Source organism: Cryobacterium sp. GrIS_2_6 (assembly GCF_035984545.1).
Taxonomy (GTDB): Bacteria; Actinomycetota; Actinomycetes; order Actinomycetales; family Microbacteriaceae; genus Cryobacterium.
Genome location: NZ_JAXCHP010000001.1, coordinates 1,428,390 through 1,452,886, shown reverse-complemented (window position 1 = coordinate 1,452,886; position 24,497 = coordinate 1,428,390). Strand labels below are relative to the sequence as shown.

The following is a 24,497-nucleotide window of genomic DNA, read 5'->3' as shown; positions in this document are numbered from 1 at the left end:
CTCTCACTCCCACAGTCAGCGACAGGCCACCTGACGCCGACTCCGTGAAAGGTGGGCGGCCGATTCACGATCAGCCCGCCCTTGAACGATCGGATCACCGCATGTCCTGCAGGTCCCGCATCACCGTCATTGGCGGAACCGGCTATGCCGGCAGCAACATTGTCCGCGAAGCGCACGCCCGCGGCCACGACATCACCTCCTTCAGCCGAAGTGAGCCCGAAACACGTCTTGACGGGGTCACTTACCGCCGAGGCTCGGCCTTCGACACCGCCGCGGTGGCAGACGCAGTGGCCGGTGCCGACGGCGGATCCAACCGTTCGTCGCAACACTGGTGCCTGCGGACAACAGTAGCTCGTCCATCGCTTCGGCTGGCGTTTTGAATCCGAGTGTCTTGCGGGGACGTTCGTTTAGGGTCTTGGCGACGCCGTCGAGATCGTCCAGGGCGTAGCGGGTGAAGTCGGTGCCTTTGGGGAAGTACTGGCGCAGCAGCCCGTTGGTGTTCTCGTTACTGGGTCGCTGCCACGGCGAGTGGGGATCGTCGAAGTAGATCGGCAGCCCTGTCTGGATGCGGAGTCTGGCGTGTTGGGCCATCTCGGCGCCCTGGTCCCAAGTCAATGACTTGCGCAGGGTCTCGGGCAGATCGGTGATGGTTCGGGCGATCGCATCACAGACGGCGTCGGCGCCGTGTCCGGCTGTCGCGGGCCCGTTCTTGATCTGTGCGCCGATCATCTTGTGCTCGTCCATCGGGGGCAGGTGCAACAGCATCGTGAACCTCGTGGTGCGTTCGACGAGAGTCCCGATCGCGACCCCGCCTAGTCTGAGGATCAGGTCCCCTTCCCAGTGTCCGGGAACGGCCCTGTCGTTGGCTTCTGCGGGCCGGGCGGCGATCATGACTTCCTTTGACAGGAAGCTCTTGCCTCGTTTTGCGCGGGCCCGCGGCACTCGCAACGCCCGACCAGTGCGTAAGGCCGTGGTCAACTCCCGACGCAGCGCTCCACGACTCTCGATGTAGAGGGCCTGGTAGATCGCCTCATGCGAGATTCTCATGCTCCTATCGTCGGGGAAATCGACCTTAAGCCGACCTGCGATCTGCTCCGGGCTCCACGCTGTGGACCAGCGGCGATCCTGTCGGGGCCCATGTCGACGCCCGTTCCAGGCCCCGATCCCGGGAGCTGCCGCGGGCGTGCCATCAGCGCGCTTCACTGTTCCATCCAACCGGGACTGAACGTAATCGCGCAACAGGGGGCTAACCGCGAGCTTGGCCATCTTGGGCCGGCGGGCACGCCGGTCGGAGTGCCACTGAGCGCTCGTGGCACGGTATTCAGCCTTGCCGCCGCGCGAGGCCGCGTTGCGTCGTAGCTCGCGGGAGATTGTCGACGGGGACCGGCCCACCGCCTGTGCAATCTGTCGAACACCAAGATTCTGTGCTCGCAGGATCGCGATCTCCTCACGCTCGACGAAGGTCAAGAACCTTCCTGACAGCGGTGCCTTGCTGAGGTCTCGCATCCCACCAGCGTGACGGAAGAAACGTGTCCCGACTGGCGCCGACACGCCGGCCCGCTCACCAGCATCCTCGCTCGAGACACCCGGCCCAACGAGGTCCCAGAAAGTCTGCCGGTGTTCCCGGCGCCACCCCGGCGGTCGGCCCGGCGGTCGGCCCGGCGACCGCATCGGCTCCCGCCCGAGTTGCGTGGCCATCCAATCCTTCGGACGTCCCATAAACCACCTCCATAATCGAGGTGTTGCGACGACCGGTTGAATCCGCCCAATACCGCGCCATCCGTTACACCGAACGCCTCGCCGACCTCGAGTTCGCCGTCGCCGAGTACATCGACAGGTTCAACCACCGCCGCCTCCACGGCGAGATCGGACTGATCCCACCCGTCGAAGCCGAAGCAGCGTTCCACACCAACCAGCCCGTCCTCAACTCACGAGAACGGGACTAACCGAGCCTCCACAAAACCCGGGGCTTGACAGAGCACACGTTCAGTCGCCCAGTCCGGCGCGGTCGATCCTCCGGTGATAGCGCATTCCCGCCGCGCCACCCAGCAGCGCACCGGCAAGTCCGGCCGCGGCAACAACGAGCGCCGTGACGATGCTCACAAGGGTGAATTCGCCCGCGGTAAGCGGAATTCGCGGGAAGCTGTTCAGGTTCTCGGAGATGTTGGAATTGGCGCCCCAAATGAGCCCCACTAGTGCGGCAACGATGGCGATGACCAAGGCCCACAGCCATACGGCGAGCCCCTGAAGTAGCCCACTGAACCTGGCCATCCGACCCGCGACATAGCCACCGCAGAAATAGGAGACGAACACGACCACGAGAAGGACGATGGCACCGAGTAAGCCTGCTGTACCCAGATCTAAAGTGCCTGCGGTGACCGCTTGATTGGGGTCGGTATTGCTACCGAAGCCCGTCGCGGTTCCTGCGGCCGCGACAACCCCGGTGAGTAGAACCGCGGTTCCGGTGGCGGTCAGCCACCCGAAGAAGGCCGAACCGACCTTCATTCCGCCGAATCGTTCCTTTTCACGTCGGGAGACTACCTGCCGCAAGGAGTCCGACTGGGCAGCATTCGCCCCGGTGGCGGGCGCGAGGCCCGTGGCCGGCCCCGCGTCCGCATCGACGTCATGACGAGAGTCACTCGCATGCGGTGCTGCCCCCGGCTCCGGTGTTTGTCGTGGGTCGCGGTCGGCGGGGTTGTTCATAGCCGATCCTTTCGTTTGTGTGCCATGTCTTCATTACAAACCGTCCCATGCCGACCTGCAATAGGCATGATTCCGAATCTCCGACACCTTTGTCTCCTGCTGTACACGCGGTCGCGTCGGGAGGATCTGCAAACATGTAGACCCGGGATCCCAGCAGCGTGATTGAATCGGCACACACGATCAGGGCGGTCACTGGGGGCGTGACACGCGGGTGGGGTCGCTGGAAACGGTTACGTCCCGGTGAGTGGTGTGGTTTCCCACTCTTGAGCGTTGCTTCGTCAACGTAAAGAGCCACCGTGGGATGGTCAGTGAGTACCGACTAAAGCAACTCACAAAGGACACCACACGATGGCTCTAAACCAGTCTGCCCTGCTCGACCTCCTCGGAGAACTCAAACTCACCGACGTCACCGACCGAATCCGCGTCGCGACCGAAACTCTCTACCAAGAACTCATCGACGCGGAAGCGACCGCGTTCATCGGCGCCGCCCCATTCGAACGCTCCGGCGACCGCACCACCCACCGCAACGGCACCCGAGCGCGCACCCTCAGCACGACCGCCGGGGACCTCGACCTGAAGATCCCGAAGCTGCGCGCCGGGTCCTTCTTCCCGGCCCTGCTCGAGCGTCGCCGGCGGGTGGACCAAGCCCTGTTCGCGGTCGTGATGGAGGCCTACGTCCACGGCGTCTCGACCCGGAAAGTCGACGACCTGGTCAAGGCCCTCGGCGCGGACACCGGGATCTCCAAGTCGGAAGTGTCCCGGATCTGCGCGGGCCTGGACGCTGAGGTGGCCGAGTTCCGCGACCGCACCCTCGCCGCGCAGGACTTCCCCTACGTGTTCCTCGACGCCACCTACTGCAAGGCCCGCGTCGGCCACCGGATCGTGTCCCAGGCCATCGTCGTCGCGGTCGGGGTGGCCGCTGACGGACGCCGGGAAGTCCTCGGCTTCGACGTCGGTGACAGCGAGAACGAGGGCTTCTGGACGTCGTTCCTGCGATCGCTCAAGACCCGCGGGCTCGACGGGGTCAAGCTAGTCATGTCTGACGCGCACACCGGCCTGAAGAAGGCCATCGGCACCGTGTTCCAGGGCGCCGGCTGGCAGAGATGCCGGGTGCACTTCATGCGCAACGTGCTCGCGGTGATCCCGAAGGGATCCCAGGACATGGTCGCCTCGATCATCCGCACCATCTTCGCCCAGCCCGACCGTGAGCACATCGAGAAGCAGTTCCTCGAGGTCACGACGATGCTCAGCCGCTCGCACCCGAAGGTCGCGGCGATGCTCGTCGACGCGCAACCCGACCTACTCGCCTTCGCCGCGTTCCCGCGGCGGCACTGGCGCCAGATCTGGTCCACGAACCCGCTCGAACGAGTGAACAAGGAGATCAAACGCCGCACCGACGTCGTCGGAGTGTTCCCCAACGCTGCCGCCCTGCTGCGCCTGGCCGGGTCGGTCTTGATCGAGCAGCATGACGAGTGGGAGGCCGGCGAACGACGCTACTTCTCCGAAGCATCCATGCTCGAGCTGGTTACCATGAACAACCCCATCGAGGTCATCGACGAGGCGGTGATCCTCCCCGAACTCGCCGCCGCCTAAGCTAGAACAACTGACCCGCATGGTGTTGAGAAACTCCACCACTCAGCGGGACGTGACCCTGGAAACGGCGAACTCCCAATCACGGTTGGATCCTCGCGCGAGGACTGAGCGGGCATCGACGTTCGCTATCTGCGCGATATGTTGCTCGCATGAGCGGCAAACATTCTCGCCCTAGTCGAGGTGCACGGAAATTCTGGTCTCGCGCCGGACAGGACCGTCGATACGTTCACCGGTCTAGAGGGTGATTTCGAAAGCGAAAGCGAACGCGGCCGCGAAACCGAATCAGTCGGAGCAGAATCTGAACCGTGCACTCGCGGGTCATTCTGCCCGCCTGTAATGCCGTCCATCAGTTCCGCACTGACACACCCGTGAAAGCTGCCCAGCTGCCCGTCCGCCCACAAGATCGACTAGTAGATCGATCTGGAAAATAATGTCGGCCAAACGTGACGTTTCCTCGTTTGTTGACGTCTTACAGATGACGCTCGTTCTAAGACCTGTGTGAGTTCGAGCCTGAGTCGTGTCCATGAACATGTTCCAACGATGGTGTAAGGAGTGCGCATGTCTGAGCGCAATACGTTCGTCCGCAGCTTGCATGATGTGGGATTGGCTGTGTGGTCCGGAGGTGCATTGATGGGCGCGATCGGGCTCAATGGCAGTGCCGCGACCGCGAAGGACCCGAGAGAACGGGTGGCCTTGGCTGCCGAGGGATGGAAGAGGTGGGCTCCTGTTCAGGTTGCCGCGCTGGTTGCGCACGCCGTGGGCGGTGCCGGCCTGATCCTGGGCAACAAGGGTCGGCTGGCGGCTCAGCCTGGAAGTCGGACCAACACAATCGTGAAGCTCGCTCTGAGTGGGGTCGCCGCTGGAACAACCCTGTACTCGGGAATTCTGGGCAGGCAGATGAGCCAGCATGCGGGCGAAGCGACCGTTGGCACCACCGAGTCCGGCGGGACCGGTTCCCCGGCGCTCGCTGCGGCGCAGCGTCAGCAGCGTGTGCTGCAGTGGGTGACGCCCGCTCTGACGATCGTTTTGATTGTGCTTGCCGCTCAGCAGGGCGAGCAGCAGCGACCTGTCGCCGGGTGGATGCAGGAACACTTCCACCGCCACCAGTAGTCCGGCTTTACCAAGCATGGTCACTATCACGGCGCCTGCTGAGGTAGTGCGAATCAGCCGTAGGCACCGCGCCTCGGCGTCGCCACGATGTGTGGCGTAATTCAACCCGGGAGGTTGACATGGAAATCGCATTGGCAAACGGTTTGGCAACGCTGGCGGACTTCGTCCCCCGTTTGTTGCTGTTCGTGGTGATCTTGATCGTGGGACTCGTCGTGGCCCGATTGTTGTCCAAAGCGGTGGGAAAACTGTTGGAGAAAGTCGGTTTCGACCGGGTCGTGGAGCGTGGTGGCGTGAAGCGGGCACTGGCGAGCACGTCGCTGGATGCCTCTGACATTCTCGCTAAAATCGTCTACTACGCGTTGGTACTTTTCGTCCTTCAATTCGCGTTCGGAGTGTTCGGGCCTAACCCCGTCAGTGACCTCCTGGCCGGAATCATCGCATTCCTGCCGAGGATCATCGTGGCCATCATCATCATCGTGATCGCAGCGGCAATCGCGGCCGGGGCTAAGACTCTCATTCAGGGCACTCTCGGGGGCCTGTCGTATGGCAAAGTCCTCGCGAACATTGCCAGCATTTTCATTTTGTTCTTGGGCATCACGGCCGCCCTCAATCAGATCGACGTGGCTACGACGGTCACCACGCCTCTTTTGATCGCAGTTTTGGCGATCATCGCGGGTGTGATCATTGTCGGAGCGGGCGGCGGACTGATCCGGCCCATGCAGGCGCGGTGGGAAGCGTACTTGAGCGCGGCAGAGACGGAGGCGCCGAAAATCGCGGAGGAAGCCCGCCGCGCCCCCAGCGCTAAAGATCGCCTCACCCAGGCCGCCGGCCGCATCCGCAACGCAGCCGACGATCCCATCGCGGCCAGGAAGATGAACGACGACAGTCTGTGACTAACGGACGGACTGACGGACGGGTGTCGCGGCCTTTCCTGGAGCGGTATCGCTGGCGGCTGAGCCCGCAGAGCACCCCACTGCGCCCCTCGAACCTCGACCGCGCTGTAGTTCCCCTAAAAGAACCGCGCTGTAGTTCCCCTGAAAAAATGGAATGGAGCAATGATCATGATCAGCACAGACCAGATCCGCGGCCTCCTCGAGAGCAACGGGAACGTCATCGGTGAGGACGACGCGAAAATCGGTTCGATTGGGCATGTATTCCTGGACGATGAGTCGGGCAACCCCGAATGGGTGACCGTCAAAACCGGGTTGTTCGGCACCGGGGAATCCTTCGTGCCTCTCGACCAGGCCATCCTCTCGGGCGAGAATCTTCGTGTTCCGTTCGATAAGGACATGGTCAATGACGCCCCCCGCGTCGACGACTCCGACGGCCACCTGACCCAGTCCCAGGAGGCCGAGCTCTACAGGTACTACGGCCGTCACTATGACGGTGCCGCGGCCCCTGCTGAATTCGACCAGCCTGTGACCGGTGTTCAGCCCATGACCGGCGAGCAACGGATGACGGGCGCCGGCCAGCCCATGAGCGACGTGGATTCCGCCGAGACACTTATGGAGGACGCGGTAATGACACGTTCCGAGGAGCAGTTGCGGGTGGGAACGGAGAAAGTTGAAACCGGGAAAGCCCGGTTGCGGGAGTATGTAGTGACCGAGAACGTCACAACCACCGTCCCGGTCTCCCATGAAGAAGTCCGCATCGAACGCGAGCCCATCACCGAAGCTAACGGAGCGGACGCGATGACGGGCGCCGACCTCACCGAGGGCGAACACGAAATTGCCCTCACCGAGAAACGTGTCGTCGTCGACAAGGAAACGGTCCCCGTAGAACGAGTCCGCGTGAACACTGACACGGTGACCGAACACGAGAACGTTTCGGAGGACGTGCGCAAAGAGCGCATCGAGGCCGACTCGCCGACCAGAGACTCGGACCGCGACCGGCTGGAAAGGTAACATTCCCGGCCGCGATACTCAACGCTCGTTTGCTGCAGGGCGCACGGGGCGTGCCGAAAATGGGCGGCACAACGCAGGGGTTCTCCACAGATATGGCGAGCTCCTGCGTGTGGAACGAGGCACAGCTACTCCTGCCCCATCAGCAGTTCACTGCCTCCGCGGCTCAAATCAATCCTTGTCGTCGGTTGTCGGCGGACGCAGACTGGAAGCGATGACGCTGTACGAGCCTGCATCCGAGTAGCCAGTCCGCCCGACCAGGCGCCCACGGGACGGGAAAAATCGACGCGCGAGACGCTACAGCGGGGCCGCACCTCAGCTTGGAGCGGCTGCGCTCCCACACCGGAAGGACAGCGATGTATACCTTTTACACATCCGAAGAGACCGACGACATCCTCGTGGTCGACCGGGACGGCGACGTGATTGGTGCTATCGCCCGCCTGTTGGTCGACCCGGCTGGAAAGCCCCGCTGGGTGACCATCCGCAGCGATATCTACGGCCCGAAAGAAACCTTTGTCCCGTATCACGGCGCACGGTGGATGGGGGGCAACTTGCACGTGTCAGTCAGTAAATACTTGACGACGGAGGCGCCGTATATTGCAGTCTCGGACGACGGTCCTCTGACCACGGGTGAGGTCATTGCGCTTTACCGGCATTATGAGTTGCCCGTGCCTGCCGATGTCACCACCGGACCAGGCTCCATAGCGCCAGCTCCGCCATCCGGCCCCGAACACGATCCGGGTGAGGACGGCGTGCATCGGCGGGATCAGTGATGCGTCTTTGGTTCGCGGCGAGACGGCACGTTGCTGCGCACGATCTAGCGTGCAAACGACTCGGCCGAGCTGAGCGCTGCACCGACGAGTCGAGGTCACGCTCGTGGCTGGCACCACCGGGAAACGGCGGTGCCGGCCAGGAACTGTTCAGGCCTGCTGCTGGTTTCAGACGCAGCCGACCAGATTGTAGACGTTGTCGCTGAGGACGGGGGTCCCGCCGAGCAGCACGAGCGAGGTTGCGCCGAGTCGCTGCATTTTGGTGGGCACCCCGGCTCCGAGGCAGGCCGTCGTGCTCAGGTACAGCGGCGCGTTCTTCCAGCCCGCGAGGGCCGCCCCGGCCATCGCGTCGCCGTTGAGCTCGTCGCGAAGGCGTCGAAGTTGATCGCGACCGCCGTGGCGTAGCGGTCGGCGCCGGAATTGCGCTTGACCGTCGTCACCCCGGGCACGACCTTGAGTGCGTTCTCAATGCCCGCACTTACGACATCCGTGCCGCCGGCGATCCGTGCCGTCGTGACCTTGAGGGTGGTCAGCACGCTTGGGTCTCGTTCCTCCAAAAAACGCTTGCTGACGCGCCACTCGGTGGCGGAAATTTGCACCCCTTTCAGGTCGGCGAATCCGCCGGATTCAACACTTTGTCCCATGGCGCGTCCTCCACGCTGAGTCCACTGATGCTCTTCATATCCTGCGCCCTAACGCCGGAAACACGAGACCACTGATTTTGGTCCGCATCCAAAGGACCGACCTAACTGCGCCCACGGGCTGCCGTCGACCTGCACGGCGACCGGAAGGCCAAGCTGACGCCGCCGCCTCTCTAGCGGTCGATGGTGCGTTCCCGGCGAGCGTCGCATTCATTGCCGGAGTAGGGCCTCCCTTTCGAACAGATCTGGGGTACTCTCGCCGCTGAGGGGCTCTCCGCCCCGCCGCTCGAGAGAGGCAGATCATGTCATCGATTCCGGGATCCACTTCGCACGACACACACCTAGCGCCCGTTCGACGCGCCGCGACCGCGGTAGGCACGGTATTCCTTCTGGTCGGAATCCTCGGGTTCATTCCCGGGGTCACCAGCAACATCGCATCGTTAACCGGTGCCGGCCGCGATTCCGGTGCACTTTTGTTGGGTGTCTTCCAAGTTTCGATTCTCCACAACGTGGTGCACCTCCTATTCGGCATCGCCGGACTCGCCTTAGCGCGCACTGTCAGGGGGGCCCGGAACTACCTGATCGGCGGCGGCGTCATCTACCTCGTCTTGTGGCTCTATGGGCTCGTTGCCGACCCTGACTCCTCCGCGAACTTCGTGCCTCTCAATAATGCGGACAACTGGCTGCACCTGGTCCTCGGCATCGGCATGATCGTCCTCGGAGTCGCGCTCGGGAGAACTCGCAGGACCGCGCCAGCCGGGACGCCCTGATTCATCGCCAAGCTCTTGGGGTTGCCTAGGAGCGGGATCATTGTCGAGTTCGTATCGGATCCCAGTGTCCACTGTCAATCCGCTCCGATCGCTTCTTTTCACTATGTGTACTATGTCCTACGAATCTCGAAAAGAGGAGCGCGCATGACCCGAAATGTCCGCATCTTCCTGACAAGGCCGCGTATCGCACACCTGCCCCCGGGCACTGTTTCGGTCGGCGATGCCGACGTCGGCTGTCGGGCTCTCTCATGAGCGTGTTCCCTGTGTCGAAGCTGTCCCGGCGACACCGCATCCGCGGCGAGGACGGTCAGGTGTCGACGGACCTCTTCGGGGCGTATCTGGAACGCATCGGCCGGTACCCGCTGCTCACCGCGCAAGAAGAAGTGAGTCTCGGGCGCCGGATAGAAGTAGGTCTCTTCGCTGGCGAACGCCTCCTTCACGGTGACCCGGACACTGCGGGGGAACTGGCCTGGCTCGCCCGGGATGGAACCCGGGCGAAGGCTCAATTCATCGAGTCCAATCTGCGGCTGGTCGTGAGTATCGCAAAACACTACGCAGGACGAGGCACCATGATCATGGACCTCGTCCAAGACGGCAACATCGGTCTGGTACACGCGGTGGAGAAGTATGACTACGCAACCGGATACAAATTTTCTACCTACGCCACCTGGTGGATCCGGCAGGCCATCCACCGGGGTATCGCCACCAAGGCCAGGCTGATCCGGCTTCCCACGCACACGCTCGAAAAGCTCAACGCCCTCAAACGCCTCCGCCAGGAACTGACTCTGACTTTGCACCGAGATCCCAATCTGGACGAACTGGCCCACCACTCAGCAGTGACCGTTGCCGAGGTTGTGCGAATTCTGGAATTGGACTACGAACCCATATCCTTGCAGACCAGCTGCGGCGACGGCACCATGGAACTTGGCGAACTCCTCGTCGATAGCGACTCCTGCCAACCCGACGAATACGCAGAGCTCGCCTTTCGAACCACGGACATCGCTGACCACTTGGACCGCCTCTCCGAAAGGGACCGGAGAATTCTTATCTCTCGATTCGGTTTGGATGGTCGAGAACCCGCCACCCTCGAACAAGTCGCACTTGCGTTGGGAGTCTCACGGGAACGCATCCGACAGCTCGAAAAACGCGCCCTGACCCAACTGCAAACCCCGCACCTCAAACACCACCTCCACGACTGAACATTTCGACCACGGTGCGGAGGCCCCGTTGAAACAGCCACCTGTCCTACTCGTCCTCGCGCTCGCGATGATGCTGATGGGGATTTTGGTCGCCGTCATCACTACTGTTCGTCGTTGACAGCGCACCCCTGAGGAGCCCGGCGTGCAGGATGGCAACTACCCGAACGGCGCGGCGCGACAGCAGGAGCGCGAAGGACCAGATCGGCTAGTTGCGCTTCGCGGAGGAGGTGAGCTGTCAGTAAGTGAGCAGGTTCTCTGAGCCACGAACATCTGGGTTACGAATCAGGTGTGTGGGAGGAAGCGCTGCCGCACCGACCCCGCCCGCCTGCTCTCGTCACCGGGCGCTGAACAGTCTGCTCCTCCGACGCTCTAAGTCTCGATCCACCGGTGAGACTCGGGTGTTGACGGCGCGTTAAACCGAGAATGCCTTCCAGATCAGGAAAAATAGAACTTACCAGGGCTCATTTTTCACAACAGGAAAGGCATCTCGTAGATGCAAGTTTTCCATAGATCCACGGCTCTGTCCGCGACCTTCGACGATGAGAATCTCGTGTCGCTTGCCGGCCTGGTTCCCGCGATGCTGTTGGCCGCCTCGACGGGTCTGGGCGAGCTCGCGAACCGGTGGCTGACGTTGCCTGGCTACTTCGGTGCAAACGCCGGATTGAAAGTCACCGCTCTGGTCCCGGGCATGGTCGCCGGCGCGGACTCCGGAGTGGCTGCACGGAGCCGTTATCGCCCATGTGCCAGAAGCCATCGCGTGGCATGACGGGGCCGACCGTGCAAAGTGGGAGCCTGGAGCTCTCGGGGCGAAGAATGCTGAGACGCTGCGCCTGGCCGACCTCGTCCCCGTTCCAAGGTCGCGGGGGAGAGGCATCCCGCCCAGTCGTGTGGACGTTCTCGTGCTGGGCCCGCCCAAAGACGTCAGCCCAGGCCGAACCTTCGTGAGCGTGGATTCCGTGCTGGCCGAGCTGCCAGGAGCGGTCACCGAACGCGCGGTCACAACCGCCCAGACGGCGCGCCGTGCTACAGGGCATCCGGGAACCTCAGTGGACAAACCTTTCGGACCCGACCTGACAAGGTTCGATCGCGTTTGGTTAGAGGTGGCTTTCGAGCGCCCGGTTCGCATCTATCCTGGTGCGCTCGCACCGGTGATCACCGCACTCGAAAGCGGGCATTGCGTAGGTGTGCTCGTCCTCAACGCAGTGGGCAGAATCCTTCTCCGCATGAACTCCCGACTGGAGCCGGCGCGGCAGCGCGGTTGGGGCGGAGAGCCCCTCCTGCCCACCCTCGAACTCGTAGAACTTTCGGGCGTTGAGGAACTGGGGATCGAGATCGACCTAGAGGCATACCTCGGCGGCTGGTGAGGGCGCCGCGAAATGAGCCAGGGCGCCTGGACCAGCATCAGTGACTTCCCGTTTTCGCCGAGGCAGATGGAGTCCTTCAGCCTGCTGCGCCCCAGCCACGATTCCTAGCTCGCGAACCGGCTCTGTTCGAATCGCATGGTGGACCCGAGGTTTCCGGTGCCGACAATCGCTGTTGTCGCCGTGCTCGCCGCGATATCCCCGGGTCACAAACGCTGTTCCGCCGCGTTGAAGGTCGAAATCACGGCGAATTGGCATACTCGGAGGAGTTGAAGGTGCTGGCCGTGGACGCGGCGGCGGACACGCCGCGGAAACAGGTGGCGAAGGTCCGGATACATAAAGGCACCCGGCCCGGAACGTGGACACACACGGCGGCTCGGCTAGAGGCGTTCGGGCGTGCAACGCGCTGTTGCGGCGGCGGCGAAAGCGATCCTGCGGAGCGCGCGGGCCTCCTTTACAGAGCTCGACCCGGGCCAGTTTTAAGAATCCAAGTTGGCCGCTCGACAGCGCCGGGCAGCTGCGAGGGCGGCTTTCCTACCCTTCAGCGTATCCGCGCGGAGGTCTGATCGACGCTCGGCGAGCCTGCAGGCTAGAAATTATGGGGTTGGAGTCCTCGGAGGCCGTCAGCGGCGGTTTTCGGCCCAGACGATGGAATGTCGAGTCTGTTCCGGCGTCAGGACCGTTTCTGCTGCGCAGTTCGTGCACCGGTTGGCGTACGTCGTCGAGAACGCGAACAGTGGGATGAAGATCAAGGTGAAACGGTTGGAACGCTGGACCACCTCTTGCGGTGCCCGGACATTGCAGTATCCGCAGACGAAAGACACTACATTCACGGTGCTCTCGGTGATGCGATGACCGTAGACCACAAGCATGAGCTAGCCCTTCTTCTGGATCCGCTCGGCGTGGTCGGGGACGTATCGGAATGATTCTTTTGCGGGGCGTTCGTAGCCGTCGGTATCTGGGCGGGCCGGTATGTCAACTGGTTTGGGTTCGCGCGGTTCATAGGGGACCTGTTCCAGGAGATGGTTGATCGTATTGAGCCTGGCCGCTCGTTTGTCGTCGCTCTCGATCGTCCACCACGGCGCTTCGGCGTGGTCAGTCGCCTCGAACATGGCGTCCTTCGCGCGGGAGTAGTCCTCCCATCTGGCGATCGAGGCGACGTCCGTCTCGGAGAGTTTCCAGCGGCGCATCGGATCATTCCGCCGAGAGTGGAAGCGTTCCTCCTGAACCTCATCGGACACTGAGTACCAGTACTTGATGAGGATGATGCCATCGTCGACGAGCATCCGCTCGAAAGCCGGGGCTTGCTGGAGGAACCGCTGATACTGCTCCGGGGTGCAGTAGTCCATGACGCGTTCGACGCCGGCGCGGTTGTACCAGGAGCGGTCCATCAGCACTATCTCGCCGGCGGCGGGCAAGTGCTGGATGTACCGCTGAAAATACCACTGAGTTCTCTCTCGCTCGTTTGGGGTCGGCAACGCGACGACCCGGGCGAAGCGCGGATTCAGGTACTGCATGACCCGTTTGATCGCGCCGCCCTTACCCGCTGCGTCGCGGCCCTCGAAGATCACCACGACGCGCGCGCCGGTATCGATCACCCACTGCTGCATCCTGACCAGTTCGATCTGCAGACGCTCGAGCTCATCTTCGTACAGACGCTTCCGCATCCGTTTTACAAGCGGCTTCGTGGACTTCTTCGATGTCGACATGCTCGACTTCCCCGCCGCCCGTTCACGGGCCTGAATGGTTGATGGAACAAATCCGAAAAAGATAAGGATGCCGCATGTCGTGTCGTATGACTAGGGGCGCACGCCGCTCGTTGTGGCGATTTATTGTCATGGGCCCCGGCGCCACGTCCCCGGGGTCACCGAGAACTGGTTGCAGCCTACGCAGGAATGGATACTCCGAGGTCAATAGATTGGAAATGGCAACTGGGGCGAACTCAGCAAGCGGGCGAGACCTTCGGAAGAACTCTCGCCGCGCACGGCGCCGCCCTCGTCTTGTTCCGAAGCCAAGTTGGTCCAGAGGCCAGACGGCCGACGGCACTGCACCCGAAACTGTTACTGGGGCACGGCGGGGCGCATGGACAGAAGCACGACCTTTGGTGCCGCACCGGGCCGGTAACATCGTTTTCGCGACTGTGTTCGCCGCGAACGGCGAAACCGCGATCACCGCGATCACCGAGGATTCGCCCTTCTTGTGAACCGGCTCGGTTGTCCCGACCTGATTCGGGCCAGCGGTATGAGAGCGCATTGCCGGTCAAGAATTCACGGTCTCTACGTTGATCCAGAGGCCGGCCGGACGTGCTGCTGTCGGTGGGCGTCTCCGTGCCCTGGGTGAACCCCGGGAAACAACACCGTAAGCACGGCTAGTGTCTGTGGCAGCTCGGGAGTTCCTCCGTCACCTATGGAGGCGACACCTTTAGCTCTACACTGACGCAATGAGTGACGCCACCCGTCCCACCGCCGCAGTCATCTATAACCCCACCAAGGTCGACTTGCCGATTCTCCGTGAGGCAGTCAGCGCGGAGGCCTCGGCCGCTGGCTGGGACGAGACGAAGTGGTTCGAAACGTCCATCGAAGACGTCGGGCAGGGGGTCACAGCCCAAGCGCTTGAGCAGGATGTGGACCTCGTCATCGTCGCCGGCGGGGATGGGACGGTGAGAGCGGTGGTCGAGGCGGTCCGAGGCCGCGATGTTCCTGTTGCCCTGCTGCCGTCGGGAACTGGGAATCTGCTTGCCCGCAACCTGCAGATGGATCTCACAGATGTGACCGGGAATATTCGGATGGCGTTTTCAGGTCGGGATCAGACCATCGACCTGGGGGTCATCCGCATTGAGCGTGAGGACGGAAGTCGAGACGAGCACGCCTTCGTCGTGATGACGGGACTCGGGTTGGATGCGAAGATGATCGCCAACACCGACGAGAATCTGAAGGCCAAAGCAGGTTGGGTGGCCTACGTGAAGGCCCTCATCACGTCCATTCGAGACCCGGGGGAACTGCACATCCGGTTCCGCCTCGACGAGGACGCGCCGAGGCGAGCCACGGTCCACACCCTCATTCTCGGCAATTGCGGTTCCCTCCAAGCGAACATTGTCCTGATGCCCGAGGCGAACCTCGAAGACGGCCTGATGGACCTGATGATGACGCGTCCCCGGGGTGTCGTCGGCTGGGTCCGACTGTGGCTCAAGGTCGCGTGGACCAACGGGATCGTGCGTCGAACGAAGGCGGGTCGAGCCCTCATCGGCGAGCACAAGAACGACGCGAATCTTCACTACGAGACCGCCGCCACGTTCACCGCCCGCTTCTCCAAGCCGGAGGAGATCGAATTGGACGGTGACGGTTTCGGGAAGGCATCCGCCCTCAAAGCCTGGATCGAGCCCCGGGCCCTCCGGGTGCGAACGCCCACGCCGAGCCCGGGGCGCTCCGAATAGTATTTCAGGCGTGCTTTTCGGTATCCGACCCGACCAGGTCGGGATTTGACGGTCCCGCGGCGGGATCGAAGTCCTGGTCGAGGTTTTCGGCCGGTCCGACGGGAGGATCCTCGGGGTCTGGGCGGTACACCGGTGGGTCCTTCCTCGGGTGTGCAGCCGAGCGAGGCGAATCCGGATCCAGCTCCTTGTCCTGGCCTGGGGCGTCCGGCGTGTCATTGTGCTCCGCTGAAGCGGCCATGGAGTCTCCTTCGATCACGCGCTGGATGGGAGGATCGGAAACCCGTTCTCTCCCCTGACGAACTTGAGTTTATCTCACTGGTAGCGGCAACCGGAGGGAAAAGTGCAGGCTGTCAGAGACGCATTCTACGAATGATGTCGTGCCGTCGCGATCGCGTTCGACCGTGAGGGCGCGGACGTCGCCTTCTCCTACCTGCCAGAGGAGCAGGCGGATGCCGAGGACACGGCGGAATCGATCCGAGACGCCGGCCGCAGAGCATTACTGGTACCCGGCGGCATCCGTGAAGAGGGACCAGCTTGTGGAGCCGGCGACCGCCACGGGTGCGCGGTGTGCTCGAGCAGGTGAATTTGATCTAAAGCCGTCGGTTTGATGGCAAGATCGACAACTGTGTAGGCCGTTTTTTGTCGATCGAGCGCAGCAGCGCGGGGACGGTGCGAGACTTCGTCTTGAGGTCGCCGTGCCGGTCAGGCTTAGACGCTCTTGCGTCCGGAGATGGAGCGGACGAGGAAGAGGATTACGGCGATGATTGCCAGAACGATGCCGACCCAGAGCAGAAACTGCAAGGACTGGATGAGGCCGCCGGTGAGGAGCATGACAACGGCGATTATGGCGATGACGATAAGCAGGAGATTCATGGTGTCGTCCCTTTCGTCTGGTGATGATTGAGTGGAATGTTATTCCGTGCGTCCGATCTGCGCAATGCCGGTGGGGTGGGTTTATTATGTCGAAAGCCAATCGCATTGAGTGGAAGGAAACGGATCATGAGTGGTGCGGACAAGATCAAGAACGCGGCCGAGAAGGTCGTCGGGAAGGGCAAAGAAGCTGTGGGGAAGGCAACGGACAACCCCACGCTCGAGGCCGAGGGCAAGGCCGACCACGCCAAGGGCAGCGTCAAGCAGGCTGGCGAGAATGTGAAAGACGCCCTGAAGTAAAGCCTTCGGCAATTTCGGGTCGCCCCGGTAGAGGTGGAGCGCTGTTCGCCTGTACCGGGGCACCACGGAATAATTCCTACAAGGGGTCGACCTCCGCAAAGCACTGTTGGATTGTGAGGTGACGGGCCAATCTGTCACTCCTGTTCAGGGAAGTCGCGAGCAGGGACCTCCTTTCCAGTCGCGGGGTCCGGTTCGTTCTGAGCTTTCGGTCGCTCTGGCGAAGCCGGCTTTTTGTTCACCTCGTTCGTGGGCCGATTTTCCCTCCCTCGTCGATATGGCGCTGAGTCGAACAGCAGACATCGTCGTCGATGAGGGCCTGCAACTGTCTTTGTTCCTTCTTTACGGTCTCTCCTATGGTGGGGTGCTGGATACCGACCCGGGTTGGGAGTGGAACACGATCGCGATCGCCGCCCGAGTTGCCATCGAAGAAGACTTCGAGCGACGACTGCGTGATCCAACCGTGCTGCCCGAGTAACCACCAGCAGTGGCGGGCGCTGTTGCGGCGACGCTGTTCACTTTTGACGAGTCCTGACACGTCGAAGCTGCAGAGGATCGAAGACGCGGAGAAGGACCAACACCGATGTGAAGCCATCCGGTAGCGAGGTGCACGGCACAGTACCTGTGATCATGGCGTGTGCGAATGGACCTGTGCTCGTGCGGGGAAACGTGGTCCTTGTCTCAGCCACAGGGGATCCCATTGCCCCAAACCGAAAGACCGTGGCACTCTGCCGATGCGGAGCGTCCACGACCAAGCCGTTTTGCGACGGTACCCACAAACTCGTTCATTTCGTCACGGACCTAACGCCCGAAAAACCCGCAGGCCCAGGCTGACTGGTTCCCCATGCCCGCACGGATCCCATTGCAATCGCGGAGCAAATCCTTGGGGGTGGAGGCGGCATAGCCGGTCGCTTGCAAACAGGAGCAGGAGAATGACAGGGCTTGTCGGGCCTGGCGGTACCGGTCACAATAAGTGCCAACAGGCCATAACGACCCCCGACACCTAGAGACCGAGGAGCACGATGAACTCCGATTCCGCCGTCCCCGCCGACGACCCGCGCATCAAATTGGAGACACAACCAACGCCTCGCCAGTCTGAAACCGAGCCTGACCATGAGGGCGAGTACACCGATATCGATCTGGATTCCAACCAGGACGGGCACTCTGTTCAGGCCCGGACGGGCGAGCCAGACGTACACCGTCAGGAGCCAGATAATGGGCAAGAGGGGGAGTACACGGACGCAGATCTGTCGGATTAACCGGTGGGCTTCGGACATTCCTCGCCGACCAGTCTCCCTGGTCTGATCGACGGGGCCTCAGCATGCTGACGTTTGGGATCGAGGAGGAGTGCTTCCTTGTTGAGCGGACCACTCTGCAGCCTGCACCCATCGCGGATCTCGTCCGTCGAGGCCTCCCCGCGATGACCGCAGGTGGTCTTGTCACGAGCGAGTTTCTGGCCTCCCAAATCGAACGATTCACCCCGATCCTGACCGAGATGGATTCAGCCACGACCGACCTGTCACGGTTTCGCGCCGAGATGGGAGCGGCGCCCCGACTGCGAGGTGTCATCGCGATCGGCGTAGGTACCCCCTTTGACGCATCCGCATTGCCGATTGTGACCGAGAAGGAACGATACCGAAATGTTGAAAACGGTATCCGCGGCGTGCTGCGCGATCATCAGATTTGCGCCACACACATACACATGGGCGTACCCAGCCGGGATGCCGGAGTACGCGCCCTCAACCGGCTGCGAATCTGGCTGCCCACCCTGATGGCCCTGTCGGGAAACTCCCCATTCTGGCGCGGATCCAGCACAGGGTTCGACTCCTGGCGCGCGGTAATCATGCGGCGATGGACGACAACCGGATGTCCGTCGCACTTCAATGATGCTGCTGACTACGACCGGCGCATCCGTCGTCTGGTCGGGGTCGGTGCGACAACTGATGTCGCGACCGTAGCGTGGTACGGGCGCCTGTCCGAAGTTCACCCCACGCTCGAAGTGCGCGTGGCCGACGCTCAACTTGACGTTGAGTCAAGAACTCTCCTCGCCGCCCTCACGCGCGGACTCGTCGCCACCGCACTGGACGAAGCCGGGCGGGACATCCCTCCGCTCACGGTCGAGCCGGAACTTTTGGATGCAGCACTCTGGCACGCTGCCCGTGACGGCATCCGCGGAAACCTTCTCAATCCCGCCACGACCGAACTCACCCCCGCGCGTGAAGCGATCACAACCATGGTTCGCAGCATCGAGGGATCGCTGGATGATGCGGGTGACCAGCAGCGTGTCGCGGAATCGCTTGAGCATCTGTGGCGGAAAGGGACTGGCGCCCAGCAACAAGAGCGAGCCTTCGCGACCAAGGGTCGGTCGGGGCTCAGCGCGTTCCTGGAGACCTCTTTCACGAGCTGAAGACGCTAATGCTCTCGAAGCGCGGCAATCAGCACCGCCTTCCTGCTCTTTGAGAGCCCCGCAAGGTCTAGCTCGCGTGCTCGCTTACGCAATTCGGGTACGGTCCAATCCTCGTAGGGTTCACGGCGTCCACCTCTCGCGCCGACAACTGACCGGCCTTCTTTCGCGGCGGCATTTGAGATGCGGGCGGCCTTGGCCTGTGAAGCGCCATCGCTGCGCAGCTTCTCATACAGTTCTGGGTCCTTCAGGCTCGCGTTCACTGTGCCCGTCATTCTTTCCTCCCTGTTTGGGTGCTTCCTTGCGAGCGACTCTCAATGGATGCGGCCGTCGAGCCAACCTCATCCACCGGTCTATCGGGCGGGCATCCGATATTCGCCCGGCCTTTTGACGGCCGGGCGCATTACGATGTTGCGCGGCGCGAACTACGCCAAGGTCGGGTCTTCTCGGCTCGTTGGGCGAAATAGGGCAACGACAATCGGGAAGCGCCTTCTTTGGGTCATAGCGGCTCGGAGAGGGGAGTGGACGCCGGGATCAGATATCGGTGGCTCTGCGCGGTGGGTCGTCCTGAGTACCGGAGCGGAGGCGGCGCCGTGCCGCTCGGCGTCCGCCGGCGATTCTGACGAGGGCGTAGACAATTGTCAGCGCCCCGATACTCATGATCACGTAACCGATCATGTGGAGATCGACTCCGTCCGGGGCGGGGAGGACCCAGACGACGATGATTCCGACTACGTACATGATGATGCCCCATACGAAGCTCATGGCGACCTACTTTCGCACACCTCGGACAGGATGACGCGATCAGCATAGATATCCTGCGCCTATGCCGCCAGTGGAAGCACCCGATGTGCAAGGCTTCGGCGGCCGTTTTCCCGTGGGCCTCAGCGACATTCTCGCGTCAGCGTCCGGGACTCGACTGATGCGCACATCGGGGTCGCTGTCAACCCCCGGCGCAATCGCTGGCGAAGCAGGCGATGCGAGGCAGGTTCGGGATACGGTGCGGGGATGAGCGGTAAACATGCACACCCTGCCCCAGGCATGCGACGATTCTGGTCGTTGCTTGCACCGACTGCTGACGCGTTCACGGGTTTGGAGGGAGACTTCGAAAACGAACGACGCCGAGCCGTGGAATCCCTGGGCGCCCAGCCGGAACCATACACTCAGGGGGGAACGCGGGCACCTGTCTTGCCCTCCAACAGTTTCGGATTGACACACCCCTAACGAGCAAAATGCAGGAACACCGCCGCCAATCGGCCCCAGTCACTCCGGGGCGCTGCCGGAGTAAGCCAGCGCGAGCAGGGGCACTTCCCGAATCTGCCAGGGAGTGCGCCTACAGTGCCTTGGGGAATGGCTCGTCGACGGGCTACATTGTCGAACATGAGACAGGGGCCTGACATTGATGGCGACATCAAACGACGAGCAGGATGGCTACCTACAGAGCAGGACGATCTGGAGTCTTGGCTGGCCGGGCACCGAGATCGAGTGGAGGCCCGGGGTGAACAGGTCGTCCTTCATCCTGTCATCGTGGAGTTTCAGAGGCTGATCGGCTCTGACCCGGTCGTGCGGATGTACATGACTCAAATGATCGCCCAGGTGCCCGCGTCCAAACCGTATCGGAAACGCCATCTGGAGAACGTCGAGCAGCTACTTCGGCTGATCAACGAGGTGCTGACAATGGCGCCCGAGTTCAGCGAGGGCTCCTACCACCGTTGGCACCGTCCTGTCGCCGGAACCATAGTTCGAGCGTTCGTTCAGCAGGGAACGTATCCTTCTGAGGCCGACTCCGAGGGCGTGAACGCAGTGGAGCCGACGAACTCGCAGTCCTACCTCGCACATGTTGCGGCGCGGGCGATCATCCTTATCCGCGCCAACAATCCCGTCATCGGACTGATGGCCGTAGTCCCGGTAGGGATGGTCGAGGTTTCCTCTTGCATCATCGACCCGAAAATCACCTTGGGGTACCACGTTGCCAAAGGCGAAGAACTCGGCTATTTCCAGTTCGGTGGTTCAACGGAATGCCTCATTTTTCGTCCGGGGGCCATCGAGGGCTTCAGCCTCGCGGCCATTCCCCAACCACATGACCCCCAGGCCCCGTTGGTGCGCGTCCGATCCCAGCTCGCCACCGCTAGTGCCAGCAAAAAATTGCCATAGACCAACCGGGAGGTTGCGGCGTGACATTTGTTCGGGCGTTGACGTCTAATACATGACGGCCACCGGATGCCTCGGCCGGCAAACGTACGACTGCTCCGGCTCGTCTCACTTCCTGGCGAGGCGCCTCGACCAGTTGGACGAATCAGTGGGCACGTAAAGATTGGATAAAGCTGATGAAACGATTCCGAGGTCCCGGACCCTCACGAGCTACCACGGTGATTGACCGACTTTACGTGGCCGGAGTTATCGTCAAGGGGATCGATGGCGCAATCGAACTCGTCGCGGGACTCTTGCTGTGGTTTGCGCCGCACATCATGGACAGCATCCTGAGGGCCGTCAGCAATGAGGCGCGAGAAGGCACGGGCGCCGCTTCCCAGTACGTGGCGACCGCGGTGGCGCGCTGGGACGATCAACTGGTGCGCAGCTCTTTGGCGTACCTGATCGCGTTCCTGCTCGTCCACGGCGTCGTGAAACTAGTTTTGGTCTATTGCCTCTTGAAACGGTTCCACCGGGTGTACCCCTACGCCTTGGCCGCCCTGACGGGTTTCCTGATCCTTCAGGGATACGCGTTTGTCGAGCATCCCACACTGGGCGTCGGCTTTGTGACCCTGCTCGACGCGGTGATCATCTACCTCGTGTACCGGGAATACCGGGAAATTCGCCCCGGCGCTACCGCAGAACCAGATGCACCCGACACAGTTCTTGACCGGGATCAGACCGGGGTGACCGGCGAACTCCACGAAGATCGGTTCGTAGGCGGACGTGATCTCACCCATTGGTACACACCAGTCGGGAAGGTAATAGCCCGCTTGGCACGTAATCTCAGTGTCCGGCTCGGCCCGCACGCGACCCTCATCCTCACCTTGGCAGTAGGGCTGCTCGTCTCCGTGACGCTCAGCGTAGGCACAGCACTCCTCTACGACTCGGTCACGGAAACGGACGGCATCGCCGGCCTGGACGCCCCGGTGTTGGCATTCATGATCAGCGTCAGGTCCCCGGGCCTGAACAGCTTCGCAACGGGGTACACCGATATCGCTGGGCCCGTTGGAATGCCCATCCTTGCCGTTGCAGCGCTGCTCATCCTAGCTCTGACGCGTCGGTCCTGGACACCCGTCATCGTGATCGCGGCCGCTGGTGCCGGATCCCTGGCGATGACCATCGCAGGCAAAGTCCTCATCGGCCGAAACCGGCCACCCCTGGCTGATGCCGTCGCGCCGTTCGAGTTTTCACCCTCATTTCCCAGCGGGCACACTCTCAACGCCGTCGTCGTGGTCGGCGTCATCGCGTACCTTCTGATCTTGCGGCAGCGCTCATGGCGCTCGAGGGCGTTCACGGTCAGCATCGCAGCCGTGTTTGCATTCACGATCGGACTCAGCAGGGTGTACCTCGGCCACCATTGGTTCACCGACGTCGTCGCCGGGTGGCTGGTCGGAGCAGCGTGGCTCGCTCTGATTATCACAGCCCACCGGCTCTACCTCACCACCCGACACCACGCGTCAATCACTACCAGAACCTCGGCGGACCGACACCGTGAACTAGTCACCCAGTCCGGCACGGTCCATCCGGTGATGGTCGCGTATTCCAGCCAGTGCACCGAGCAGACCGCCAGCGACGCTGACCAACGCCATCAGCATCCCGGTGGTTATGCCCGCCGTGGCGAGCTCGCTCCCAGTGATAGGGACGCACGGGAAGCTGACCAGGGTATCGGAGCAGCGGAAACCGCTGCCCAAGGAAAGTCCAAGGAGAGCGCCAATGACGGCGATGGTGACGGCCCAGAGCCACAACGAGAACCCCTGACGCACTCCGCCGAACCGGGCCATCCGGCCCGCGAAGTTGCCGCCACAAAAACAGCCGAAGCAGACGACCGATGAAAGAACAACGGCCACGACGAGGCTGTGTCGACGAACCCGGCGTCGGTGGGATCGGCATTGGCAGCGAATGCAATTCTGGCCGCCGTATCAGAGACCGAGGAGGTAAGGAGGACTGCTGTGAGCGGGCAGCCACCCAAAGAAGGCCGAATCGATCGTCAGGCCGCCGAATCGTTCCTCTTGCGCTCGGCGACAATGTGACACGATGAGTCGCTTTCTGGAGGGACCATTCCAGCCGCCGGGTCACTGCGTGGAGCGCGACTGAGTCTCTGTCAACGCAGTGAAGAGAATGGACCGCGTTCGGCGACGCTCTCTCCCGTTGTTTATCTCTTGGGCCGCGTCGTGCGGAGCTGCTTATGGCCAATAGTTGAACGAGGTGAGCCCGGCAGGGTCGCCGCAATCCAAATTACCTTGATCCTCTGTCGGCAATGACGTTTGGCCTTGCGTGCCGGCGGCGGTGTGCTCAAAAAAGTCCTGAACCTCTTCCATGCAACGCTCTTCCCACAGAGAACGCAATTTTGGACCGATCGTCTGTGCCAGCGATGCGACGCGATCGGTCGTCAGTCTCACCGATATGGGTTTTGCGCCCCATTCAGTTTGGGTGTATGAGTAGTGGAAAGTTCGGCTTCCCGATAACCGAGGAGTACGTGATGAAAAGTCTCTGGGCGTCAGTGCAGGGTGACCCTGCTTTCATGCGAAAGGTGAATGGGTGGCTCACCATCTTTTGGATCGCGATGATCCCGATTTCGCTGTTCACCCATTGGGTGGACAGTGTCGTTTACGTTTCGGCGTTGTCGTTGTGGGCGCTTGTGTCCGGGCATTGGTCGGCGTGGCAGGCTGCCCGCGTTGAGGTCAAACAGGAAGAAGAAGCTCACTTGCGCGCCAAGGAAGACATCCCCAGCGAAGTCGTGGACGCCATAGTGTCGAAAACGACGATCGAGGCGCTCTCGGCGGAGCAGTCGCCCGTTGAGGCTTGAGAAGTAGACGAACTCAACGGGGCAACCGATGTCGGTATTGCCACTAGCAGGGATACAGCGAGGACCCGAAAGACTCCTCATTTCGACGACGCTGACGAGAAGGGTCTCGAGGTCGGCGACGGGCCGAAGAGCTGGGCGGCCGGTGTTCCCGGCGTTTACCATTCCCTGAAACCAGCCATCGAGCAGATGGGTCTGAACCGCACTCGCACGACGGTCCTGTCCATGAACCAGAAGCATTGCTTCGACTATCCGAGCTGTGGGTGGCCGGACCCGAAGCACCGTAAGACGTTCGAGTTCTGCGAGAACGGGGCCAAGGCGGTCACCTGGGAAGCGACCCCCGTCGTCATCGCGTCCGACTTCTGGTCGGAGCATTCGGTGAGCGAGCTGCGCGGTCGCTCGGAGTATTGGCTGGGTATGCAGGGCAGGCTGACGGAGCCCGTCCACAT

The 24,497-nt window shown here is 62.2% G+C and carries 29 protein-coding genes and 4 pseudogenes; 22 read left to right on the top strand and 11 right to left on the bottom strand.

The genetic code is table 11. The features are described 5' to 3' along the window. Positions 1-101 precede the first annotated feature (101 nt). A complete protein-coding gene (locus tag RCH22_RS07335; RefSeq protein WP_327013395.1) occupies positions 102-380 on the top strand; it encodes an NAD(P)H-binding protein in 279 nt (92 codons plus the stop codon). Here the strand turns inward: RCH22_RS07335 and RCH22_RS07330 are convergent. Beyond that, positions 340-1,671: pseudogene (locus RCH22_RS07330) on the bottom strand (IS30 family transposase); the annotation flags it as partial. The gene RCH22_RS07335 and the pseudogene RCH22_RS07330 overlap by 41 nt on opposite strands. A 71-nt stretch (positions 1,672-1,742) precedes the next feature. Between RCH22_RS07330 and RCH22_RS07325 the strand changes: the two are divergent. Continuing rightward, positions 1,743-1,946, top strand: a complete 204-nt coding sequence (locus RCH22_RS07325) for a hypothetical protein (protein WP_327015585.1) — start codon at positions 1,743-1,745, stop codon at positions 1,944-1,946. Between the two features lie 40 nt (positions 1,947-1,986). On the opposite strand, the gene RCH22_RS07320 is transcribed toward RCH22_RS07325, so the two are convergent. Further along, positions 1,987-2,505 (bottom strand): hypothetical protein, encoded by a 519-nt coding sequence (locus tag RCH22_RS07320; protein ID WP_327013394.1) that lies wholly within the window; start codon positions 2,503-2,505, stop codon positions 1,987-1,989. Between the two features lie 546 nt (positions 2,506-3,051). On the opposite strand from RCH22_RS07320, the gene RCH22_RS07315 reads away from it, so the two are divergent. The 5 genes from RCH22_RS07315 to RCH22_RS07295 all read left to right on the top strand — a co-directional run bounded on the left by RCH22_RS07315 (position 3,052) and on the right by RCH22_RS07295 (position 8,080). Continuing rightward, a complete protein-coding gene (locus RCH22_RS07315; protein ID WP_323505389.1) occupies positions 3,052-4,296 on the top strand; it encodes an IS256 family transposase in 1,245 nt (414 codons plus the stop codon). A gap of 558 nt (positions 4,297-4,854) precedes the next feature. Beyond that, positions 4,855-5,406 carry a hypothetical protein gene (locus RCH22_RS07310; protein ID WP_327013393.1) on the top strand — a complete coding sequence of 184 codons (552 nt, stop codon included), beginning with the start codon at positions 4,855-4,857 and terminating at the stop codon, positions 5,404-5,406. 119 nt (positions 5,407-5,525) lie between these two features. Next, positions 5,526-6,299, top strand: coding sequence for a hypothetical protein (locus RCH22_RS07305; RefSeq protein ID WP_327013392.1), 774 nt, complete (start codon positions 5,526-5,528; stop codon positions 6,297-6,299). A gap of 168 nt (positions 6,300-6,467) precedes the next feature. Continuing rightward, positions 6,468-7,310 carry a PRC and DUF2382 domain-containing protein gene (locus tag RCH22_RS07300; RefSeq protein WP_327013391.1) on the top strand — a complete coding sequence of 281 codons (843 nt, stop codon included), beginning with the start codon at positions 6,468-6,470 and terminating at the stop codon, positions 7,308-7,310. Positions 7,311-7,663: 353 nt separating this feature from the next. Then, positions 7,664-8,080 (top strand): hypothetical protein, encoded by a 417-nt coding sequence (locus RCH22_RS07295; protein ID WP_327013390.1) that lies wholly within the window; start codon positions 7,664-7,666, stop codon positions 8,078-8,080. 165 nt (positions 8,081-8,245) lie between these two features. Here the strand turns inward: RCH22_RS07295 and RCH22_RS07290 are convergent, their stop codons facing one another. Together RCH22_RS07290 and RCH22_RS07285 are read right to left on the bottom strand one after the other, a co-directional pair. Next, positions 8,246-8,422: a cell wall-binding repeat-containing protein gene (locus RCH22_RS07290; RefSeq protein WP_327013389.1), complete on the bottom strand. Its 177-nt coding sequence runs from the start codon at positions 8,420-8,422 to the stop codon at positions 8,246-8,248. Continuing rightward, positions 8,374-8,721, bottom strand: a complete 348-nt coding sequence (locus RCH22_RS07285) for a hypothetical protein (protein ID WP_327013388.1) — start codon at positions 8,719-8,721, stop codon at positions 8,374-8,376. The genes RCH22_RS07290 and RCH22_RS07285 overlap by 49 nt, the downstream gene beginning before the upstream one ends. A gap of 299 nt (positions 8,722-9,020) precedes the next feature. Here RCH22_RS07285 and RCH22_RS07280 point away from each other — a divergent pair, with 299 nt between their 5' ends. The 4 genes and pseudogenes from RCH22_RS07280 (at position 9,021) to RCH22_RS07265 (ending at position 12,051) form a co-directional block, all read left to right on the top strand. Continuing rightward, positions 9,021-9,488, top strand: a complete 468-nt coding sequence (locus RCH22_RS07280) for a DUF4383 domain-containing protein (protein ID WP_327013387.1) — start codon at positions 9,021-9,023, stop codon at positions 9,486-9,488. 263 nt (positions 9,489-9,751) lie between these two features. After that, positions 9,752-10,687, top strand: coding sequence for a sigma-70 family RNA polymerase sigma factor (locus RCH22_RS07275; protein ID WP_327013386.1), 936 nt, complete (start codon positions 9,752-9,754; stop codon positions 10,685-10,687). Between the two features lie 493 nt (positions 10,688-11,180). Continuing rightward, positions 11,181-11,396, top strand: a pseudogene (locus tag RCH22_RS07270) (IS1380 family transposase); the annotation flags it as partial. Positions 11,397-11,910: 514 nt separating this feature from the next. Further along, the gene (locus RCH22_RS07265; RefSeq protein ID WP_327013385.1) at positions 11,911-12,051 is read left to right on the top strand and encodes a hypothetical protein; all 141 of its coding nucleotides are present in this window, start codon (positions 11,911-11,913) and stop codon (positions 12,049-12,051) included. 620 nt (positions 12,052-12,671) lie between these two features. Here the strand turns inward: RCH22_RS07265 and RCH22_RS07260 are convergent. Together RCH22_RS07260 and ppk2 are read right to left on the bottom strand one after the other, a co-directional pair. Then, a complete protein-coding gene (locus RCH22_RS07260; protein WP_327013384.1) occupies positions 12,672-12,920 on the bottom strand; it encodes a hypothetical protein in 249 nt (82 codons plus the stop codon). Between the two features lie 3 nt (positions 12,921-12,923). Further along, positions 12,924-13,757: a polyphosphate kinase 2 gene (gene ppk2 / locus RCH22_RS07255; protein ID WP_327013383.1), complete on the bottom strand. Its 834-nt coding sequence runs from the start codon at positions 13,755-13,757 to the stop codon at positions 12,924-12,926. 731 nt (positions 13,758-14,488) lie between these two features. On the opposite strand from ppk2, the gene RCH22_RS07250 reads away from it, so the two are divergent. After that, positions 14,489-15,481: a diacylglycerol kinase family protein gene (locus tag RCH22_RS07250; protein ID WP_327013382.1), complete on the top strand. Its 993-nt coding sequence runs from the start codon at positions 14,489-14,491 to the stop codon at positions 15,479-15,481. A gap of 4 nt (positions 15,482-15,485) precedes the next feature. Here the strand turns inward: RCH22_RS07250 and RCH22_RS07245 are convergent, their stop codons facing one another. After that, entirely contained in the window at positions 15,486-15,719 is a 234-nt protein-coding gene (locus tag RCH22_RS07245; RefSeq protein ID WP_327013381.1) for a hypothetical protein, read from the bottom strand. A 138-nt stretch (positions 15,720-15,857) separates the two neighbouring features. Here RCH22_RS07245 and RCH22_RS07240 point away from each other — a divergent pair. Next, positions 15,858-16,007 (top strand): annotated as a pseudogene (locus RCH22_RS07240) (NAD(P)-dependent dehydrogenase); the annotation flags it as partial. A gap of 182 nt (positions 16,008-16,189) precedes the next feature. Here the strand turns inward: RCH22_RS07240 and RCH22_RS07235 are convergent. After that, a complete protein-coding gene (locus tag RCH22_RS07235; RefSeq protein WP_327013380.1) occupies positions 16,190-16,354 on the bottom strand; it encodes a hypothetical protein in 165 nt (54 codons plus the stop codon). A gap of 126 nt (positions 16,355-16,480) precedes the next feature. On the opposite strand from RCH22_RS07235, the gene RCH22_RS07230 reads away from it, so the two are divergent. From RCH22_RS07230 to RCH22_RS07210, 5 genes are all read left to right on the top strand, one after another. After that, entirely contained in the window at positions 16,481-16,651 is a 171-nt protein-coding gene (locus tag RCH22_RS07230) for a CsbD family protein (protein WP_327013379.1), read from the top strand. Between the two features lie 118 nt (positions 16,652-16,769). Next, complete coding sequence (locus RCH22_RS07225) at positions 16,770-17,126, top strand: hypothetical protein (RefSeq protein ID WP_327013378.1); 357 nt, start codon at positions 16,770-16,772, stop codon at positions 17,124-17,126. Positions 17,127-17,278: 152 nt separating this feature from the next. Beyond that, positions 17,279-17,482 carry a CDGSH iron-sulfur domain-containing protein gene (locus RCH22_RS07220; RefSeq protein ID WP_327015470.1) on the top strand — a complete coding sequence of 68 codons (204 nt, stop codon included), beginning with the start codon at positions 17,279-17,281 and terminating at the stop codon, positions 17,480-17,482. A 188-nt stretch (positions 17,483-17,670) separates the two neighbouring features. Then, positions 17,671-17,907 carry a hypothetical protein gene (locus RCH22_RS07215; RefSeq protein ID WP_327013377.1) on the top strand — a complete coding sequence of 79 codons (237 nt, stop codon included), beginning with the start codon at positions 17,671-17,673 and terminating at the stop codon, positions 17,905-17,907. 62 nt (positions 17,908-17,969) lie between these two features. Further along, entirely contained in the window at positions 17,970-19,055 is a 1,086-nt protein-coding gene (locus RCH22_RS07210; RefSeq protein ID WP_327013376.1) for a YbdK family carboxylate-amine ligase, read from the top strand. Between the two features lie 5 nt (positions 19,056-19,060). On the opposite strand, the gene RCH22_RS07205 is transcribed toward RCH22_RS07210, so the two are convergent. Together RCH22_RS07205 and RCH22_RS07200 are read right to left on the bottom strand one after the other, a co-directional pair. Next, positions 19,061-19,327 (bottom strand): SAP domain-containing protein, encoded by a 267-nt coding sequence (locus RCH22_RS07205; protein ID WP_327013375.1) that lies wholly within the window; start codon positions 19,325-19,327, stop codon positions 19,061-19,063. Between the two features lie 259 nt (positions 19,328-19,586). Then, positions 19,587-19,817, bottom strand: a complete 231-nt coding sequence (locus RCH22_RS07200; RefSeq protein ID WP_327013374.1) for a DUF6458 family protein — start codon at positions 19,815-19,817, stop codon at positions 19,587-19,589. Positions 19,818-20,432: 615 nt separating this feature from the next. On the opposite strand from RCH22_RS07200, the gene RCH22_RS07195 reads away from it, so the two are divergent. Together RCH22_RS07195 and RCH22_RS07190 are read left to right on the top strand one after the other, a co-directional pair. Continuing rightward, positions 20,433-21,206 (top strand): phophatidylserine decarboxylase associated domain-containing protein, encoded by a 774-nt coding sequence (locus RCH22_RS07195; protein ID WP_327013373.1) that lies wholly within the window; start codon positions 20,433-20,435, stop codon positions 21,204-21,206. 215 nt (positions 21,207-21,421) lie between these two features. Beyond that, on the top strand, positions 21,422-23,077 hold the full coding sequence (locus RCH22_RS07190) for a DUF2127 domain-containing protein (RefSeq protein WP_327013372.1): 1,656 nt from the start codon (positions 21,422-21,424) through the stop codon (positions 23,075-23,077). A gap of 351 nt (positions 23,078-23,428) precedes the next feature. On the opposite strand, the gene RCH22_RS07185 is transcribed toward RCH22_RS07190, so the two are convergent. After that, on the bottom strand, positions 23,429-23,644 hold the full coding sequence (locus RCH22_RS07185) for a hypothetical protein (RefSeq protein ID WP_327013371.1): 216 nt from the start codon (positions 23,642-23,644) through the stop codon (positions 23,429-23,431). A gap of 80 nt (positions 23,645-23,724) precedes the next feature. Here RCH22_RS07185 and RCH22_RS07180 point away from each other — a divergent pair, with 80 nt between their 5' ends. Together RCH22_RS07180 and RCH22_RS07175 are read left to right on the top strand one after the other, a co-directional pair. Next, a complete protein-coding gene (locus tag RCH22_RS07180) occupies positions 23,725-24,051 on the top strand; it encodes a hypothetical protein (RefSeq protein ID WP_327013370.1) in 327 nt (108 codons plus the stop codon). Positions 24,052-24,087: 36 nt separating this feature from the next. Continuing rightward, positions 24,088-24,495: pseudogene (locus RCH22_RS07175) on the top strand (hypothetical protein); the annotation flags it as partial. Between the last annotated feature and the right edge of the window lie 2 nt (positions 24,496-24,497).